Genomic DNA, 13,675 nt, shown 5'->3' with positions numbered 1-13,675 from the left:
AGAATGAGCGGCCCGTGCCGCCGTCAGCGGGGCGGCATCTCCCGCCGGGACGGGAACGGGGTGCCCGGCTGGCCGAGCGTGGAACGGGCGCGCAGCCCGACCGGGTCCGGGGCGACGACGGGTGCCGCGGCGGCCGGCTCCGGGACCCGCCGGGCATCCAGGTACGCGGCGGCGGCCCGGTCGTCCTCGGTCGGCGCCGCGAGCAGGGCGTAGAGCAGGCCGACCACCCCGAAGATCACCGCCAGCACGATCGGCACCAGGAGCGCGCCCATGCCGGTGCCGGTCACCTCGCCCCGGCCCTCGTGCTGGTGCACCGAGAGGGCGCTCATGCCGGTGAAGTGCATGCCGTTCACGGCGACGCCCATGACGAGCGCGGAGGCGAAGATCGCCAGCGGCCGGCGAACGGTCATCGCGAGCCACAGCGCCACGGTGGCCGCCACGACCGCGATCACCACCGAGAGGGCGACGCGGACCGTGTCGTAGCCGAGGGTGCCGTTCAGGCGCATCGCCGCCATCCCGGTGTAGTGCATGGCGGCCACGCCGGCACCGGTGAAGATCCCGCCGGCGACCAGCCGTACCGGGTTCAGCCGGCCGGTGCCCACGATGGCCAGGCCGATGCCGACCGCCACGACGGCGATGGCCGTGCTGGCAGCGGTGAGCGGCACGTCGTACCGGATCCGGGTGCCGGCGACGGCGAAGCCGAGCATGGCCATGAAGTGCATCGCCCAGATGGCGGTGCCGCCGAGGGCCCAGGCGGCCAGCAGCCCCCACCACGCGCGCAGGCCGGCGGTGCGGGCGGTGCGGATACGACCGGCGCAGATCAGCCCGAGGACCGAACCGAGCACGGACAGCGCGTAGCTCAGCCCGGGCGTGATCCACCCGTACTCAAAGTGATTGATCTCGGCCACGGCGGTCTTCTCCCCATTCGTTACCGGCGCGTAAAGGTGGTGCCCGGGCAATGATCAGGGGTGCCCCGAACAGGCGCGACAGCACCCCCCGGGGCTATCCGGGGGGTGCTGTCGCAGTGACCGTCCGATGCGTCGGTTCACCGACGACGGTGACCGAAAGTGATGATCAGGCGGAGGTGTGGTACGCCAGCACACCTCGGTTGATGGCCGCGATCGCCTGCCGGGCGGTGGAGCGCAGGTCGGGTGACGCGCCGCCGGAATCGGCCAGCTGGCCCAGCAGGTCGACCACCTGACGCGCCCAGCGGACGAAGTCGCCGGCCGGCATCTCACCCTCGATCTCGTGGCCACTGCCGAGCACCTTGGCCAGCGCGTCACCACGGGCCCACCGGTAGACCGGCCAGGCGAAGCCGAGATCCGGCTCCCGGGTCGCGGTCAGCCCCCGTGCCGCCTCGTCGGCCTCGATCTCGCCCCACAGCTTCAGCGTCTCGTCGACCGCGTCGGCGACCGGCCCGCGTGGCAGCGACGCCCGCTCGTCGACGTCGCGGCGCGCCTCGAAGACCACCACGGACACGGCGGCGGCCAGCTCGGCCGGGGACAGCCCGTCCCACACCCCCCGACGCAGGCACTCGGCGACCAGCAGGTCCGCTTCGGTCCAGATCCGGCCGAGCATCCGACCGGCGTCGGTGACCGCCCCATCGCGGCTAAGGTAGCCGCGGTCGGTCAGCAGCGCGACGATCCGGTCGAACGTCCGCGCGAGGGAGCCGGTACGGCCGGAGACCCGCTCGCGCAGCTCCTCGGTGTCGCGCTCCAACCGCCGGCGCCGCTCGGCCCAGCGGGCGTGTTCCTCCCGCTCCGGGCAGGCGTGGCAGGGGTGGTGACGCAGCTCGGTGCGGAGCTGGGTGAGCCGGTGGTCCTCGCCGGTCGCCTGCCGGGAACGGCCACCCCGGCGGCCGCCGTGCCGGTCCAGGCCGGTGCCGCTGACCTCGGCGGCGAGGTCGCGCCGGGCGGCCGGTGAGCGGTGGTTGAAGTGCTTGGGCACCCGGATCCGGGCCAGCACCTCGGCCGGGGTGGTGAAGTCGCCCGGGCTGACCCGCCCCGCCCAGCGGTCCTGGGTGAGCACCAGCGGCCGGGGCTCGCCGAACCCGCCGGTCGCCGGGTCCAGCACCACGGCCAGCCCGGCCCGCCGGCCGGCCGGCACCCGGATCACGTCGCCGATCCGCAGCCGCTCCAGCGAGGCCACCGCGGCGGCCTTGCGCTGGGTCTGCCCCTGCCGGGCGATGGCCTTCTCCCGGTCGGCGATCGCCACCCGCAGCGCGAAGTACTCGTCGAAGTCGCCGTGGTGGCAGGCGGCCTCCGCGCCGTACGCCTCGATGGTCTCGGTGTTGCGCTGCACCTGCCGGGCCAGGCCGACCACCGACCGGTCCGCCTGGAACTGGGCGAACGAGGACTCCAGCAGGGCCCGGGCTGGGTCCGCGCCGACCGTGCCGACGAGGTTCACCGCCATGTTGTACGAGGGCCGGAAGCTGGACCGCAGCGGGTACGTGCGGGTGGAGGCGAGCCCGGCCACGTGCCGCGGGTCGGTCTCCGGGGACCACACCACCACGGCGTGCCCCTCCACGTCGATGCCGCGCCGGCCAGCCCGCCCGGTGAGCTGCGTGTACTCCCCCGGGGTCAGGTCGACGTGGGCTTCGCCGTTGTACTTGACCAGCCGCTCCAGGACCACGCAGCGGGCCGGCATGTTGATGCCCAGCGCGAGGGTCTCGGTGGCGAAGACCGCCTTGACCAGGCCCCGGACGAACAGCTCCTCGACGATCTCCTTGAACACCGGGAGCATGCCGGCGTGGTGGGCGGCCAGGCCACGCTCCAACCCGTCGAGCCACTCCCAGTAGCCCAGCACCGTCAGGTCCTCACCGGGGATGGCGGTGACCCGGGACTCGACCACCCGGCGGATCTCGGCCCGCTCCTCGGGAGAGGTGAGCCGCAGCCCGGCGGCGAGGCACTGCTGCACCGCCGCGGCGCAGCCGGCCCTGCTGAAGATGAACAGGATCGCCGGGAGCAGACCCTCCCGGTCCAGCCGGTCGACGATGTCCGGGCGCATCGGGCCGCGCCAGCGTGGGCCGCGCCGGCCGGAGCCGGGCCGGGCGCTGCGGCCCTCGCCCAGCTCCAGGCGGCGCATGGTGTCGCGGGTGTAGCGCAGCAGCTCCGGGTGCACGTCGTGCTTGCGGGCGGCGTCGGCGTCGTGGAACAGGTCGAACATCCGCTTGCCGACCAGCATGTGCTGCCACAGCGGCACCGGCCGGTGCTCGCTGACCACCACCGCGGTCTCACCGCGCACGGTGACCAGCCAGTCCGCGAACTCCTCGGCGTTGGAGACGGTCGCCGACAGGGAGACCAGGGTGACCGAGGCGGGCAGGTGGATGATCACCTCTTCCCACACGCCGCCGCGGAACCGGTCGGCCAGGTAGTGGACCTCGTCCATCACCACGTAGGCCAGCCCCTGCAGGGTGCTGGAGCCCGCGTAGAGCATGTTTCGCAGCACCTCGGTGGTCATCACCACCACCGGCGCGTCGCCGTTGATGGCGTTGTCGCCGGTGAGCAGGCCGACCTGCTCAGCGCCGTAGCGGTTGACCAGGTCGTGGTATTTCTGGTTGGACAGTGCCTTGATCGGTGTGGTGTAGAAGCACTTGCGCCGGGCCGGAGGGGCGCCCGCGTCGTCGGCCGCCGCCGGGTCGCCGGGCCGCCCGCGCAGCGCCAGGTGTACGGCGAACTCACCGACCACGGTCTTGCCGGCGCCGGTGGGGGCGCAGACCAGCACCCCGCTGCCCCGCTCCAAGGACTGGCACGCCTCCCGCTGGAAGTCGTCGAGGTCGAACCCCAGGTCAAGGGCGAACTCGTCCAGCGCCGGGAACTGTGAGGCCTGCGCGGCCCGGCGGCGCGCCGCGACGTACCGCTCGGCGGGGCTCGACATGTCACCAAGATTAGTGCGTGCCGGGACACGACACCCGACAAGGCCGTCCGGAGGGGCCGTCGGCGGCGGTCGGTAGGGTGCACGGCGTGCCGGACCATGCCGAACCGCCCCAGACAAGTCCGCCGGGCAGCGCCGAGGACGCCGCCGCCCCCCGGGCGTCCCGACGGCCCGTCAAGGCGGTGCTCTTCGACTTCCACGGCACCCTGGCCCAGGTGGAGGAGCCGCGGCAGTGGGTGCTGGCGGCCGCGGCGACGTGCGGGGTCACTTTGGATCGGGTCCGGGCCACCTCGCTGGCCGACCGGCTGCTGACCGCCGGGCGGGCCGGCGGGCCACTGCCGGCCCGGGTGCCGCCCCGGCTGGCCGAGCTGTGGGCCGACCGGGACCTCTACCCGCACGCCCACCGGGGTGCGTACACCGGGCTGGCCGAGACGGTCGACGCGGGCATCGAGGGCTTCGCCGACGCCCTCTACGAGCGGCTGCTGATCGCCGAGGGCTGGCTGCCGTACCCGGACACCGCCCCCACCCTGACCGCGCTGCGCGAGGCCGGAGTGCGGGTGGCGGTGGTCAGCAACATCGGCTTCGACCTGCGGCCGCTTTTCGACGCCTGGGGGCTGACCGGGCTGGTCGACGCGTTCGTGCTCTCCTACGAGGTGGGGCGGTGCAAGCCCGACCCGGCGATCTTCCTGCGCGCCTGCGGGATGCTCGGCGTGGATCCGGAGCAGACCCTGATGGTCGGTGATTCGCCGGCCGACGCGGGCGCCGTGGCGGCCGGCTGCTCGGTGCTGGTGCTGCCGGCAGCCGAACCCGGCCGGGAGAACGGGCTGGGCGCCGTCCTGGACCTGGCCCTGCCGGCCTGACCGGCACCAGCGGGACGGGGCAGGGGTGGCACCCCGCCGGCTGGCTCCGGCATCGTCAGTCCGGGATGCGAATCACCGGCAGATCGCCGTCGCCGTACCTGTCCTCCCCGCTGAGGATCGAGGCGTCGTGTTCGAGGCAGGCGAGCACGGTGGTGGCGAGATCGGCACGGCCCGTCAACGTGCGCCAGAAGCTGAGTTCGTGCCAGGAGCGTCCCTCGGTAGCAAGCACCTTGCAGGCGTCCAGGGTCAGCAGCCGGTGAAGGGTCGCGCGTTCTTTAGGGTCGCTGACCATCGCCAGGGCCTCCGCCGCGGTCACGGCGGTGACACCGAACCTGTTGCGGTCCTGAATGACCTCGCGCAGCGGCTCTCCGACATGCACCGAGCCCGCCAGATAGGCCAGCAGTGCCGACCGGTCCAGCACAAGCCGGACTGGCCGGTCGTCCTCGGGAGTCACGCAGCCGGCTGCTCAAGAGTGCCGGCGGCGGCGTCCAGCGCATGCTGGCGTGCCCGCTCCCGAAGGGCATTTCGGCGCTCCGGCGACCACTCGGCCTCAACGGCGGCGCGGCGGGCGCGCGCCTCTGCCACACCCTGCTCGGTGATGTGGATGCCCTGGTGGGCCAACTCCGCGTCCAGGGCGTCCAGACGCATACGGTCACGGACAGCCTGCGCGACGTAGGCGCTGGCGTTGGACTCGTGCTCCAGGCGCTCAGCCACGTCGGGTGGAACGGAGATCGACAATTTTCGCATCGCGCCGGTCATACCTCGGAAGGTACTCCGGTAGCACCGCGGTGGCGACCGTAAACGGTCGTGTCGGCAAAAGCGGCCGGTTTGGTGGACACCGCCGGAGGGCGGCCGAGGCAGACCGCCTAGCGTCATGGCCGTGACCGAGACCCTGCTACCCGCACCCAGCCCGGCCGGCGCGCCACCGGCCCGGCGCGGTGGCGTCGCCGCCGTGGGCATGGTGCTCGGCGGGGCGCTGTCGGTGCAGTTCGGCTCCGCCGTGGCCGCCCTGCTCTTCCCGCGTACCGGGGTGGCCGGCGCGGTGACCCTGCGACTGACGATCTCGGCCGTGCTGCTGCTCGTCGTGTGCCGGCCCCGACTGCGCGGGTACGGTCGGGCCGACTGGGCCGCGGCGGGCGCGTTCGGGCTGGCGCTGGCCGGCATGAACTCGCTGTTCTACCAGGCCATCGAGCGGATACCGCTGGGCTCCGCGGTGACCCTGGAGGTGCTCGGCCCGCTGGCGCTGTCGGTGTTCACCGCCCGCCGGCTGGCCAGCTGGTGCTGGGCGGGGCTGGCGCTGGCCGGGGTGGCGCTGCTCGGGCAGGGCGGCTTCGACCGGCTCAACCCCTCCGGGGTGGCCTTCGCGTTCGGCGCGGGCGCCATGTGGGCCGCGTACATCGTGCTCAGCGCCCGGGTCGGCGGCCGGTTCCCGGGCGCGGACGGGCTTGCCCTGGCACTCACCCTCGCCGCGCTGGTCACCCTGCCGCTCGGCGTCATCGACGGCGGTGCGGTGCTGCTCGACCCGGCCGTGCTGGCGCTCGGCACGGCCCTCGCGGTGCTCGCCTCCGGACTGCCGTACACCCTGGAGCTGCTGGCGTTGCGCCGGATGCCCACCGCCACCTTCGCGGTGCTGATGAGCCTCGGCCCGGCCATCGCCACGCTGGCCGGTTGGCTGGTGCTGCGGCAGGCGCTGACGCTACTGGAGTGCGCCGCCATCGTGCTGGTCATCGCGGCCAGCATCGGCGCGGTACGGGTCAGCGCAGCAGCCGCAGCGCGCCCGGAACCACGCTGACCGTCACCGGCAGGTCCAGCGAGCGCTCACCGTCGGCGTACGTGGTGATGCCCTCGGCGCTCAGCTCCACCGTCCGCGCCCGGTAGCTGCGCACGAGCGGGTGCTCGACGTGGGTGCCCTGGTAGATGCGCGGCTTGATCCGGATCAGGGTGCGCCGGTCGATCCGGCCGCCCACCACCACGTCCAGCAGACCGTCGGTGGGGTCGGCGTCGGGACAGATCCGCATCCCGCCCCCGTAGCTCGGGCAGTTGCCCACCGCCACCAGCACCGCGTCCACCTCGTGCGGCACCCCGTCGAGGCGCAACGTGTACCGCCGGGGCCGCAGCCGGGCCAGCTCGACGAGGATCGCCAGGTCGTACCGGCGGGGGCCGCGCGGCCAGCGCATCCGGTTGGCCCGCTCGTTGACGATCGCGTCGAACCCGGCCGCGAGGACCGCCCCGTACCAGCGCTCGGCGCCGTCAACGCCGGTCATCCGGGCCAGGTCGACGAGACGGGTCCGGCCGGCGCGCAGCGCGTCAACGATCACCCCCATCGCCGCCACCGGGTCGGCCGAGAAGCCGGTGTCGACGGCGAAGTCGTTGCCGGTACCCGCCGGCACGGCGCCGAACGGCACGTCGGTGCCGGCGACGGCCTGCATCGCCCGGTGCACGGTGCCGTCCCCGCCGATCGCGACCAGCGCGCTGGCACCGTCGGTGACCGCGGCCCGGCACGCCGCCTCCGCCTCGGCGGGACTCGCCGCCGACAGCAGCCGGACCGGTCGGCCGGCGGCGGCCAGCCCGTCCAGCAGCCGGGGAAGCAGGCCGCGGTGCCGCCCCCGGCCGGCCGTCGGGTTGGCGAGCACGGCGACGGGGCCACCGGCGAGCGGGCAGGGCGGGTGATCGTCTGCGGTCACGGGCAGCACCGTAACCGGTCGGACGCCGGTCGTACACCGGGCGGTGGCCACCTCACCAGGGGTCCGGGTCTCGGCGCTCACGGTGAGCTGTCGGGCGGTGTCAGTGACCCGAGCCTGGAACGCGGCGACGCCGCCCCCGGCAGGCGGGGACGGCGTCGGCGGACCAGGCGGCGCGGGGCCGTCAGGTCATGTCGTCGTAGCGACGTTCGATCGGTGCCGGTGGGGCGATCGGGTCCGGCGCGCCGACCGGCGCGGTCGCGTCCACCCGCTGCCCCGCCTCGACCGGCTCGGGGTCGTGCTCCAGCGGCGACACCTCGTCGTCGTCGAGGCCGGCGTAGACCTCCTTGCCCCGTCCGCGCCGCCGGTCGTTGATGAACGCCACCCCGACCGCAGCGAAGTAGAGCGCGGAGAGGCAGACGGCCAGGGCGGTCATCCCGAACGGGTCCGGGGTGGGGGTGACCACGGCGGAGAAGGCGAAGAACACGAAGATCGCCACCCGCCACCAGCTGAGCAGCCGCTTCGCGCTGGCCAGGCCCACGAAGTTGAGCATCAGCACGATCAGCGGGAACTCGAACGCCACCCCGAACAGCAGAATCAGATTGGTGACGAACGAGATGTACCGGGTGACCTCCAGGTTAGTGGAGATGTCGTCGCCCGACACGTTCAGCAGGAACTCGAGGCCCTTGGTGGTGACGAAGAACGCCAGCACCGCGCCGGCGGCGAAGAGCGGCGCCGCCAGGGCCGTGAAGATGTAGGCGTAGCGCCGCTCGTTGCGGTGCAGCCCGGGCGCGATGAACGCCCAGAGCTGGTAGAGCCAGATGGGCGCCGCGACGATCAGACCGACCCACAGGCCGATCTTCAGGTTCAACAGGAAGACGTCCGCCACGCCGAGCTGGACGAACAGGCACTTCCCGGTGTCCGGGTCGATCGACTGCGGTAGGTCGCAGTACGGCTTCGACAACAGCACCCGGACCGGCTCCGCCAGCCAGATGCCGACGCCGAAGCCGATCAGGATCGCCAGCGAGGCACGGAACAGGCGGTTGCGCAGCTCGCGGACGTGCTCGATGAGCGTCATCGAGCCGTCGGCGGCGCGCTCGAAGGCGCGCGGGCCGCTTTTACGCAGTGCGAAGGCCACGGTGCTCGGGCCTCTCGGTCAGTTGTCGCGGACGCGGTGCACCGGGTCGGCGACCGGCTGCTGCGGCGGCGCCTGCTGGTACGGCGCCTGCTGCGGCTGCCCGACCTGCGGCGGCAGCGGCTGGTAGCCGGCCTGCGCGTCGGCCTTCTCGGCGAGGTCGCGGTCGTCGTCCTGCAGGCTCTTGGTCTCGGCCTTGATGATCCGCAGCGAACGACCCAGCGAGCGGGCCGCGTCGGGAAGCCGCTTCGCACCGAAGAGCAGGATCAGCACAACCACGAGAACCGCGATGTGCCAGGGCTTGAGGGCACCCATGAGAAGCTCCAGTCGCTCTGTGTGTCCGGGGGCGGTACGCAGCCCATCGTACGTGCGGATCGGCCGGTTGCCACCTGCCGGGGGCGGTCGGCGCGGCCCGGCCGGTGAAGTCTTGACCAACCGCGATGATCAGTCAACCATCGCCGAGCCGTCGCCACCGCGGCGGCCCGTCGCCAGCGGGACGGCGCGGCGACGGGGATCAATCAGCCGCGCCTGGCCTTGATCACGGCGAGACGTCGCTGAGCGGTGTCGAGCTGGCGCTGAACACCCTCGGCACGCTGCTGCAACGCCTCGGCGGTGTCCCGCAGCGCCTCCGCCTCGGCGGCCCGGCGCTGCAGCGCCGCCGCGGCGCGGCGCAGCCGGGGCAGCCGGGCCAGCACCGGACGCACGGCCAGCGCGAGCGCCACGAGCGGGAGCAGCACCACCGCGAGCACGATCCAGATCAGCACGGCGGTCAGCCTACTGGGTGCGGCCGGCCACCGCCGGGTCGCCCGAGGGCGCGCCGGGCGTCGCCGGGTCGGCCTCGGGCCGCCGGGGGGCGGCGGTGGGAGCGGGCACGGCGTACGCGTCCAGCGCGGCGGCCGCCGTCGCCCGGACCTGCTCGGCCAGCTCGACCGGGGCGACCACGGTGACGTCCGGGCCGAGACCGAGCACGAACCGGCGGGCCCAGCCCAGATCGGTCACCCGCAGCGACACCAGCCACTGGTCGCCGTCGCCGGCCTCCACCCGCTCACACGGGTAGTACTCGGTGATCCACCGCTCGCCCCGACCGACCCGCAGGGTGATCAGCGGCAGGTCGGGTGTGGGACGGAAGACGCCCTCGGTCAGGTCGTGCGGGACGGCCTGCGGCGGGACGGTGGCCGGCTCGTCCAGCTCGCTGATCGCGTCGATCCGGTCGGCGCGGAACAGCCGGACCGCCTCGGCGCGGCGACACCACGCCTCCACGTACGCCAGGCCGCCCACCATCAGCATCCGCAGCGGGTCGATGACGCGGTCGGTGGTCTCGTCCCGGGTGGCCGTGTAGTAGGTGATCCGCAGCGCCCGACCGCCCTCCACGGCGGCGCGCAGCGCCTCCACCCGCCGGGTGTCCCCGGGCAGCCGCACCGCCACCGGCGCGCCCACCAGATCACCGGCGGCGTCCTCGATCTTCGCGAGGGCCCGCTCGACGGCCTCCCGGTTGGCCACCCCGGGCGTCTCGGCGAGCATCCGCAGCGCCACCACGAGGGCGAGCGCCTCGTCGGGGGTGAGCCGCAGCGGGCGGTCGATGCCGGCGTCGTAGGTGATGGTCACTCGGTCGCCGTCGAAGGCCATGTCGATCAGGTCACCGGGGCCGTAGCCAGGCAGCCCGCACACCCAGAGCAGCTCCAGGTCCTCGCGCAGCTGTCGCTCGGTGACGCCCAGGTCACCGGCCGCCTCGGCGATCTCGATGCCTGGCCGGGCCAGCAGGTAGGGCACCAGGTTGAGCAGCCGGGCCAGGCGGTCGGCGGAGGCCCGGGAGCCGCCGCGCGCGGCGGGCCGGGTCATCGGGCGTCCCCCGTGACGACCAGCTCGTCGTGCCGGGCGGCGATCTCCTTGAGCCGCTGGATGACCGCCTCGCGGACCTCTGGTGGGTCGAGCACGCGCACGTCCGGGCCGTAACGGACGAGCTGACCGGCCAGCCCGTCCGGATCCGCGTACGGCAGGACCAGCCGGTCGCCGTCCGGGCCGGCGGTCACCTCGACCGCCCAGCGGCGCAGACCGGCGGCCCGGCTGGGTGCGGCCAGCACGGTGGCCCGACCGGTGCGCTCCACCGGGCCGGACCAGCGGGCCACGTGGCTGATCAGGTCGACGCCGGCCGGCGGCTCGTAGGCGCCGGGCGCGCCGGTCACCCGGACCGCGCCGACCACCCGGGACAGCCGGAAGCAGCGCGTCGCCGCGCGGTCCAGGTCGTGGCCGACCACATACCACCGGCCACGCCAGCAGACCACGCCCCACGGCTGCAGCCGCCGACGGCTGGGCGCGTCCCGGTCGGGCACCCGGTAGTCGAACCCGACCTCCCGGCGGTCGCGGGCGGCGGCGGTCAGCGGCGCGAACGCCGGGTCGACGGTGACCATCGGCTCCAGGCCCAGGGTGGCCTGCGGGTCCACGTCCACCCCGGCGGCGCGCAGTTTGGCCAGCCCCGACGAGGCGGCGGCGGCGAGACCGGCGTGCTGCCACAGCCGCGCGGCGATGCCCACGGCGGCGGCCTCGTCCGGTTCGAGGGGGATGTCGGGCAACGCGTACTCGCGGTGGGCGATCCGGTAGCCGGGCTCGGCGTCGAAGACACTGGCCGTCCCGGTCTCCAGCGGCACGCCCAGCTCGCGCAGCTCGGCCTTGTCCCGCTCGAACTTGCGCTGGAACGCCTCGTGGTCACGCGCGTCGTCCGGATCGTGCTCGTAACCGGGCACGGTCGCGGCGATCTGCGCGGCGGTCAGGAACCGTCGCGTGGACAGCAGGCAGATCACCAGGTTGACCAGGCGTTCGGTGCGGGTCCGCGACACGGGTAGACGCTAGCAGCCGACGCGCCCGAGACGTGCACCCGCGCTGGCGTGCCGCACATCTGTTCGGATCGGCGGGTCCCGGCCACTCGCCGAGCGCCGGGCCGCCACCGGTCATAGGGTGCCTTCATGGCGCAAGCGGGGGTCAAGACCGAGAGCGTCAGCACCGTGGTCGTCGCCGGGGCGGCCAACCTCGCCATCGCGGTGGCGAAGCTGATCGCCGGGCTGATCTCCGGCTCCGCCGCGATGCTCTCCGAGGCGGCGCACTCGGTCGCCGACACGACCACCGAGGTGCTGCTCTACCAGGCGCTGCGCCGTGGCGCGCGACCAGCGGACGCCCGGCACCCCTTCGGGTACGGCAAGGAGAGCTACGTCTGGGCGTTCTTCGCCGCCATGTTCACCTTCGTCGCCGGCGCCGGTTTCGCCGTCACCCACGGCGTGACCACCATCCTGTTGCACCAGCACAGCGACGACTACCTCATCTCGTACATCGTGCTGGGGGTGTCCTTCGTCATCGAGTCGATCTCGCTGGGCCGGGCCGTCCGGCAGGTCCGCCGCGAGTCCCGGCGGTGGCGGACCACTCCCCGACACTTCCTGCGGCTGACCGCCGACACCACCGTCAAGGCGGTCTTCCTGGAGGACAGCGCCGCCCTGATCGGTCTGCTGCTGGCCGGGCTCGGGGTCGGCCTGTCCGAGGCCACCGGCGACGAGGTGTGGGACGGCGTCGCGTCGATCCTGATCGGGCTGCTGCTCCTGACCGTCGCCGGGATCCTGGCCAGCAACAACCTGTCGCTGCTGGTCGGTCGGGCGGCCCCGGAGCGACTGCGCCGGGAGATCGAGCGGGAGCTGGCCGGGCTACCCGAGGTGGAACGGATCGATACCCTGCTGACCATGCAGCTCGGCCCGGACGACCTGCTGGTCGCCGCGAAGGTCGATTTCCGCGACGAGGCCACCGGCGCGGCCATCGAGGCCAGCGCCGACGAGGCCGAACGGCGGCTCACCGGGCGGTACCCGGAGATCCGCTACGTCTTCCTCGATCCCACCCGGTCCCTGCCCGGCGCCGTCGGCAAGGCCCGCAACACCCAGGCCCGGCCGAGCCCGGACTCCGGCGGCGAACCAGACCCGAGCTGAACCACGCGCCGGACCACCCGGGCGCGGGGCGCCGGGTCCGCGCCGCTAGCGTGCCCGTCATGGTGCGATGGCGGGCGGGGATGGTGGCGGCGCTGCGACGGCAGTGGACCGGGGCGGTGGAGCTGGACGTCGACCTGCCCGACGGCACCCGGATGCGGGCGCTGGCCTACCCGGAGCTGGTCGGCACTCCCGAGCCCGGCGACCGGGTGCTGCTCAACGCCGGGGCGCTGCTGATGGGGCTGGGCACCGGCGGGTACGCCCTGGTGGTTGCTCTGCCGGACCGGCTGCCGCCCGACCCGCCGGACGCCGGCGACACCCGCGACGCCGGGCACCTCGTCAAGGCCCGCTACACCCCACTGCAACCGATCCTGCTCGGCGTCGACGAGGAGGCGTCCCCGCACCGGGACGTGCTGGCCGACGCCGACGACCTGGGCGGGCTGCCGGTCGTCACCGCCGACCTGCACTCGGCCCTGCCGGCGATCCTCGCTGGTATCCGGGCCGCGGCCCCGGACGCCCGGGTGGCGTACCTGCTCACCGACGGCGGGGCGTTGCCGGCCTGGTTCTCCCGTACCCTCGCCGGGCTGCGCGCCGAACTGGCCGGCACGATCACCGTCGGGCAGGCGTTCGGCGGCGACCTGGAGGCCACCACCCTGCACGGCGGCCTGCTCGCCGCCCGGTACGTGCTGCGCGCCGACGTGGCCGTGGTCGCGCAGGGTCCCGGCAACCTCGGCACCGGCACCCGGTGGGGCTTCTCCGGCGTGGCCGTCGGCGAGGCGGTCAACGCGATCGCCACGCTGGGCGGTCGACCCGTCGGGTCACTGCGGATCTCCGCCGCCGATCCCCGCCCCCGGCACCGGGGCGTGTCGCACCACAGCCTCACCGCGTACGGGCGGGTGGCGCTCGCCCCGGCGGAGCTGGTGGTGCCCGACGACCTGGACCCGGCGTTGGCCGCCGAGGTGGACGCGGCGCTGGCCCCGCTGGCCGGCCGGCACCGCATCGTCCGGGTGCCCACCGCCGGCCTCGACGCCGCGCTGCGGTCCAGCGTCGTGCCACTGTCCACGATGGGACGTGGCCTCGACGCCGACCACGCCTACTTCCTCGCGGCGGCGGCGGCCGGCCGCCACGCCACCACCCTGCTCCCCTGACCCCCCACGCCGCGGAGGG

The 13,675-nt window shown here is 74.1% G+C and carries 14 protein-coding genes; 4 read left to right on the top strand and 10 right to left on the bottom strand.

Going from position 1 to position 13,675, the window contains the following annotated elements; translation table 11 throughout:
* Positions 1 to 23: 23 nt before the first annotated feature.
* The gene (locus ACWD6N_RS21150; protein WP_387322724.1) at positions 24 to 908 is read right to left on the bottom strand and encodes an MHYT domain-containing protein; all 885 of its coding nucleotides are present in this window, start codon (positions 906 to 908) and stop codon (positions 24 to 26) included.
* Positions 909 to 1,074: 166 nt separating this feature from the next.
* A complete protein-coding gene (locus ACWD6N_RS21145; RefSeq protein WP_450005093.1) occupies positions 1,075 to 3,876 on the bottom strand; it encodes a DEAD/DEAH box helicase in 2,802 nt (933 codons plus the stop codon).
* Between the two features lie 86 nt (positions 3,877 to 3,962).
* Between ACWD6N_RS21145 and ACWD6N_RS21140 the strand changes: the two genes are divergently transcribed.
* Positions 3,963 to 4,733, top strand: coding sequence for an HAD family hydrolase (locus tag ACWD6N_RS21140; protein WP_387322728.1), 771 nt, complete (start codon positions 3,963 to 3,965; stop codon positions 4,731 to 4,733).
* 55 nt (positions 4,734 to 4,788) lie between these two features.
* Here the strand turns inward: ACWD6N_RS21140 and ACWD6N_RS21135 are convergent, their stop codons facing one another.
* Together ACWD6N_RS21135 and ACWD6N_RS21130 are read right to left on the bottom strand one after the other, a co-directional pair.
* Positions 4,789 to 5,187, bottom strand: a complete 399-nt coding sequence (locus ACWD6N_RS21135; RefSeq protein WP_450005092.1) for a hypothetical protein — start codon at positions 5,185 to 5,187, stop codon at positions 4,789 to 4,791.
* Entirely contained in the window at positions 5,184 to 5,492 is a 309-nt protein-coding gene (locus tag ACWD6N_RS21130; RefSeq protein ID WP_387322732.1) for a hypothetical protein, read from the bottom strand. Before ACWD6N_RS21130 ends, ACWD6N_RS21135 begins: the two co-directional genes overlap by 4 nt.
* A gap of 115 nt (positions 5,493 to 5,607) precedes the next feature.
* Here ACWD6N_RS21130 and ACWD6N_RS21125 point away from each other — a divergent pair, with 115 nt between their 5' ends.
* Positions 5,608 to 6,525 carry an EamA family transporter gene (locus ACWD6N_RS21125; RefSeq protein ID WP_450005091.1) on the top strand — a complete coding sequence of 306 codons (918 nt, stop codon included), beginning with the start codon at positions 5,608 to 5,610 and terminating at the stop codon, positions 6,523 to 6,525.
* On the opposite strand, the gene ACWD6N_RS21120 is transcribed toward ACWD6N_RS21125, so the two are convergent.
* The 6 genes from ACWD6N_RS21120 to ACWD6N_RS21095 form a co-directional block, all read right to left on the bottom strand.
* Positions 6,488 to 7,426 (bottom strand): diacylglycerol kinase family protein, encoded by a 939-nt coding sequence (locus tag ACWD6N_RS21120; protein ID WP_387322834.1) that lies wholly within the window; start codon positions 7,424 to 7,426, stop codon positions 6,488 to 6,490. The two genes, ACWD6N_RS21125 and ACWD6N_RS21120, sit on opposite strands and share 38 nt — an antisense overlap.
* A 172-nt stretch (positions 7,427 to 7,598) precedes the next feature.
* Entirely contained in the window at positions 7,599 to 8,552 is a 954-nt protein-coding gene (tatC, locus tag ACWD6N_RS21115; RefSeq protein ID WP_387322736.1) for a twin-arginine translocase subunit TatC, read from the bottom strand.
* Between the two features lie 18 nt (positions 8,553 to 8,570).
* Entirely contained in the window at positions 8,571 to 8,864 is a 294-nt protein-coding gene (tatA, locus tag ACWD6N_RS21110) for a Sec-independent protein translocase subunit TatA (protein WP_089021067.1), read from the bottom strand.
* A 203-nt stretch (positions 8,865 to 9,067) separates the two neighbouring features.
* On the bottom strand, positions 9,068 to 9,313 hold the full coding sequence (locus tag ACWD6N_RS21105; protein ID WP_354965354.1) for a hypothetical protein: 246 nt from the start codon (positions 9,311 to 9,313) through the stop codon (positions 9,068 to 9,070).
* A gap of 10 nt (positions 9,314 to 9,323) precedes the next feature.
* Positions 9,324 to 10,388, bottom strand: a complete 1,065-nt coding sequence (locus ACWD6N_RS21100) for a helix-turn-helix transcriptional regulator (protein ID WP_354965355.1) — start codon at positions 10,386 to 10,388, stop codon at positions 9,324 to 9,326.
* Positions 10,385 to 11,383 carry a helix-turn-helix transcriptional regulator gene (locus tag ACWD6N_RS21095; RefSeq protein WP_450005090.1) on the bottom strand — a complete coding sequence of 333 codons (999 nt, stop codon included), beginning with the start codon at positions 11,381 to 11,383 and terminating at the stop codon, positions 10,385 to 10,387. The genes ACWD6N_RS21100 and ACWD6N_RS21095 overlap by 4 nt, the downstream gene beginning before the upstream one ends.
* A gap of 126 nt (positions 11,384 to 11,509) precedes the next feature.
* Between ACWD6N_RS21095 and ACWD6N_RS21090 the strand changes: the two genes are divergently transcribed.
* Positions 11,510 to 12,511 carry a cation diffusion facilitator family transporter gene (locus ACWD6N_RS21090; protein WP_450005089.1) on the top strand — a complete coding sequence of 334 codons (1,002 nt, stop codon included), beginning with the start codon at positions 11,510 to 11,512 and terminating at the stop codon, positions 12,509 to 12,511.
* Positions 12,512 to 12,570: 59 nt separating this feature from the next.
* Positions 12,571 to 13,656 (top strand): DUF3866 family protein, encoded by a 1,086-nt coding sequence (locus ACWD6N_RS21085; RefSeq protein ID WP_450005088.1) that lies wholly within the window; start codon positions 12,571 to 12,573, stop codon positions 13,654 to 13,656.
* Positions 13,657 to 13,675 lie beyond the last annotated feature (19 nt).

The sequence above is a fragment of the Micromonospora sp. NPDC005163 genome (genome assembly GCF_053599835.1).
The sequence above is the reverse complement of the archived record's forward strand: the minus strand, read 5'-3'. Positions and strand labels throughout refer to the sequence as shown.

Excerpts from the sequence above, each read along its gene's own strand:
- ACWD6N_RS21090 (WP_450005089.1), top strand. The coding sequence starts at position 11,510 with ATGGCGCAAGCGGGGGTCAAGACCGAGAGCGTCAGCACCGTGGTCGTC.
- ACWD6N_RS21145 (WP_450005093.1), bottom strand. The coding sequence starts at position 3,876 with ATGTCGAGCCCCGCCGAGCGGTACGTCGCGGCGCGCCGCCGGGCCGCG.
- ACWD6N_RS21085 (WP_450005088.1), top strand. The coding sequence starts at position 12,571 with ATGGTGCGATGGCGGGCGGGGATGGTGGCGGCGCTGCGACGGCAGTGG.
- ACWD6N_RS21125 (WP_450005091.1), top strand. The coding sequence starts at position 5,608 with ATGGCCGTGACCGAGACCCTGCTACCCGCACCCAGCCCGGCCGGCGCG.
- ACWD6N_RS21130 (WP_387322732.1), bottom strand. The coding sequence starts at position 5,492 with ATGACCGGCGCGATGCGAAAATTGTCGATCTCCGTTCCACCCGACGTG.
- ACWD6N_RS21100 (WP_354965355.1), bottom strand. The coding sequence starts at position 10,388 with ATGACCCGGCCCGCCGCGCGCGGCGGCTCCCGGGCCTCCGCCGACCGC.
- tatA (WP_089021067.1), bottom strand. The coding sequence starts at position 8,864 with ATGGGTGCCCTCAAGCCCTGGCACATCGCGGTTCTCGTGGTTGTGCTG.